This is a genomic window from Micromonospora sp. NPDC048930 (assembly GCF_043197935.1).
Lineage (GTDB): Bacteria > Actinomycetota > Actinomycetes > Mycobacteriales > Micromonosporaceae > Micromonospora.
Genome location: NZ_JBICUB010000028.1, coordinates 1 through 3,391, shown reverse-complemented (window position 1 = coordinate 3,391; position 3,391 = coordinate 1). Strand labels below are relative to the sequence as shown.

Genomic DNA, 3,391 nt, shown 5'->3' with positions numbered 1-3,391 from the left:
CCGCCGCCGTCGACACCACCACCGGCGATGTCGCCCTCAACATGATCACCGGCACCAAACCCCAGAACGCCAGAATCACCCTCAAATCAGGACTGACGATCCCGCTGAACATCCCTCAGATTACCGGGGAAAGGCACCTCTTCCTGATCTTCGACCGCACGACCGGCAGCATCCTCGTCGATGACCGGCCGCCGATCGTACGAGGGAAGCCGGATCGCGATCCCGATGCGCACGGCTGGTACCACGCGCCGGTGACCATCATCTGGTCGAGCGTCGATCCGGCGCCCTCGTCTGGCAAGCCCACCACCCCGCCTTCCACAAAGGTGCCCACCGAGGGCGCCGACCAGGTAATCACCTCCGACGAGTCATGCGACCCAGCGGGCAACTGCGCCACAGGCCAGGTCACCGTGTCCATCGACCTCACGGCACCAACAATCAAGTACGAGATCACGCCCGACGCGAACCGCGACCGCTGGCACAACCAGACCGTCACCGTCACCTTCACCTGCGACGACGCTCTCTCCGGCGTCGCGTCCTGCCCCGACCCGGTCACCGTCGACGCCGAGGGCGCCGACCAGGAAATCGTCGGCACCGCGGTGGACAAGGCCGGCAACCGTGCATCGGTGACAGCCACGGTGAGCCTCGACAAGACCGCGCCCACCATCAAGGCGCAGCTCTCCCAGGCCCCGAACGGCGCAGCCTGGAACAACGGCGACGTCACCGTCTCCTTCACCTGCGCCGACGCGCTGTCCGGGGTCGCCGCGTGCAGCGACCCGGTGACCCTGACCGAGGACGGACCGAACCAGATCGTCACCGGTACCGCCACCGACAAGGCCGGCAACACCACGACCACGACAGTGACCATCAGCATCGACAAGACCAAACCGCGCATCACGGCCACCCGGACCGCCGCGAACGGTGCCGGATGGAACAACGGTGGCGTCACCGTCTCCTTCACCTGCGCCGACGAACTGTCCGACATCACCAGCTGCACCAACCCGGTCACCCTGACAGACGAGGGAGCCGGCCAGTCCGTGACCGGGACCGCCACCGACGGTGCCGGCAACACCGCCTCCACGACGGTCAGCGACATCAACATCGACAAGACCGCACCCGGCATCACCGCCGAAGTCATCGGCACGAAGAACGACGCCGGCTGGTACACCGCCGCACCGACCATCCACTACACCTGCACCGACGCCCTGTCCGGAATCGCCACCTGCCCGGCAGACGTGCGAGTCGGTACCGACGGCGCCGACCAGAAGATCACGCGGACCGCCGTCGACAACGCCGGCAACGTCCGCGAGGCCACGGTGACTGACCTTGACGTCGACCTCACTGCACCAGAGGTCACGATCGTCGGGGCGGTCAACGGTGACCGCTACACCCTCGACCACCTGCCCACCGTGTCGTGCACCACCACTGACGCCACGTCGGGTGTCGCGAACCAGGCCGTCCTGGCGGTCACCCGCGACCCTGCCGGGACCTACACGGCCACCTGCTCCGGCGCCACCGACATCGCGGGTAACACCGCAGCGCCGAAGTCGATCAGCTACACCGTCATCCCGACCATCGCGTCGCTGATCGCCCTCACCAACCAATACATCTCCGGCAGCGGGGCACCTCAGGCCGACGGCATGATCCAGAACCTGGACAACAAGCTCCTGCACGGCCAGATCTGCCAGTACATCGCGACCGTCAACCGGCAGACCAGCGTCGACAACCCCACTCTCACCCGCGACCAGGCAGCAGAGCTCGTCTACTGGGCACGCATCTTCGACCCGACCTGCTGAATAGGTAACAGCCGTAGAGAAACGCACCCCTCCCGCACATCGATACCGACACACGGCCGCCGGAGGACAAGGGGTTCCCTCGGCGCCAACGCAAACGACAGGAGGTCATCGTGAAAAGACGAGTACTCGCCGCACTGGCAGTGGCAAATCTGACTGTCGCTGGGCTCGTAGGGGTCAGCACGCCCGCCGCCGCCGCGTCCGGCGACCCCGGCTGGGTGTACGCGGGCACACCCATCTACGTCTGCCCCTCGCGGGTGTGCACCTACGACCGGGTCACGCAGTACGACGCCTGGATCCCCCTCGAGTGCTGGCAAGACAGCGGGACGCCGTGGGAGCGGTGGTTCAAGGTACTGGCCAACCCCCGCTGGATCCAGGCTTTCCGGGTGGAGAACAGCCAGCAGCACCCGCAGCCGTCGCTGCCACACTGCTGACCATCGCCCAATTCGGAAGACCGCGAAGGCGAGCGGGGCCACGCAGGCTCGTAGGTGCCTGGTTGTCAACCGAGACCAGATCGATCGGATTCACGAGAGTTACCAGCCCGCAGCGCACAAGGTGGCGCGCTGCGGGCTGCTCTTGCGGCTGGATTAGGCCTTGGCTGGGTCGGCCCCACCGCAAGCGACGGACACCCCCCAGGTCTCGTCGGCGAGCTTGCCCGCGGTCCGCATCAGCCATCGCCGAGCCGGCAGACCTCACCACCACGGGGCCGCGGATCGGTCGCTAGTTGACCGCTGAGTCTGCCGCCCTAAGACTCACCATTGGTAGCAACTTGCACACCTAGCGTTCTGTGTTCTGCGGCGAAAGGGCGCCGCGGTGAGCACTGGGCTGGAAGACACCCACTCACGCCGGACGTAGCGCGGCGATGAGGGTCTCCTGGTTGGGGTCGATGTAGGCGAGTTCGCGTTGGGTCCAGGCGAGCACTTCGGCACAGCGTGCGCGCGGGACGGAGGCCGCTTGGTCGTCGAGGACGGTCCGCGCCCGGGCGGCGGTGGAGCGGATGATCCGGGTACGCGCGGACGCCGCGCAAGCCGCGCTGGGCCGGCTGCCGCTGGCCGAGCCGGCCCGCGCCGCCCTGACCGACCTGTCGGCCCGGGCGACCGACCGCCGGCACTGAGGTCTAACGACTCCTTCTTAAGATCATCGACTCCAAGCTGGTCGCGGCAGCAAGCATCCGTAGCCGAAGTACGGGCTCGGGCTACCCGGGAACCGGCGCTTATCGGTGACGCGTCGGTCTCGGATGCTCGCGAGCCGGTCCCCGGACCGCCTTTGCTGGTCCACGCGGGCATTGCCGCGGTCCGGGGCCGCCATAGCGGTCCTGGCCCCGGCGGTCCAGCGCTCGGCGGTCCCGGACGCTGTTCGGCGGTCCCGGACGGCACGAGGCGGGCAACACACCGGTCCGGGACCGCAGCCCGGAGATCGTCGCTCCGGGGTCCGGTCCGGGCCGGTCCGGGCCGGGCCGGGCCGCCGCTAGCTAGCTAGGGCCTGACCGCGCACGGGATATCGCTGTGAGGTTCCCCCCGGGATGTGGACACCGGGTTACGCCGCGATCTGGTGCAGCGTAGTCGGTGTGAGGGCTTGTTCGTAGTCGGCGGGGCTGAGGT

The 3,391-nt window shown here is 67.9% G+C and carries 3 protein-coding genes; 2 read left to right on the top strand and 1 reads right to left on the bottom strand.

The window, feature by feature from the left end; translation table 11 throughout:
- Nucleotides 1-115: 115 nt before the first annotated feature.
- The gene (locus ACGFI9_RS36015; protein WP_393185367.1) at nucleotides 116-415 is read right to left on the bottom strand and encodes a hypothetical protein; all 300 of its coding nucleotides are present in this window, start codon (nucleotides 413-415) and stop codon (nucleotides 116-118) included.
- Between ACGFI9_RS36015 and ACGFI9_RS36010 the strand changes: the two genes are divergently transcribed.
- Nucleotides 408-1,793 carry a hypothetical protein gene (locus ACGFI9_RS36010; protein ID WP_393185366.1) on the top strand — a complete coding sequence of 462 codons (1,386 nt, stop codon included), beginning with the start codon at nucleotides 408-410 and terminating at the stop codon, nucleotides 1,791-1,793. The two genes, ACGFI9_RS36015 and ACGFI9_RS36010, sit on opposite strands and share 8 nt — an antisense overlap.
- 110 nt (nucleotides 1,794-1,903) lie before the next feature.
- Nucleotides 1,904-2,224 (top strand): hypothetical protein, encoded by a 321-nt coding sequence (locus tag ACGFI9_RS36005; RefSeq protein ID WP_393185365.1) that lies wholly within the window; start codon nucleotides 1,904-1,906, stop codon nucleotides 2,222-2,224.
- Nucleotides 2,225-3,391 lie beyond the last annotated feature (1,167 nt).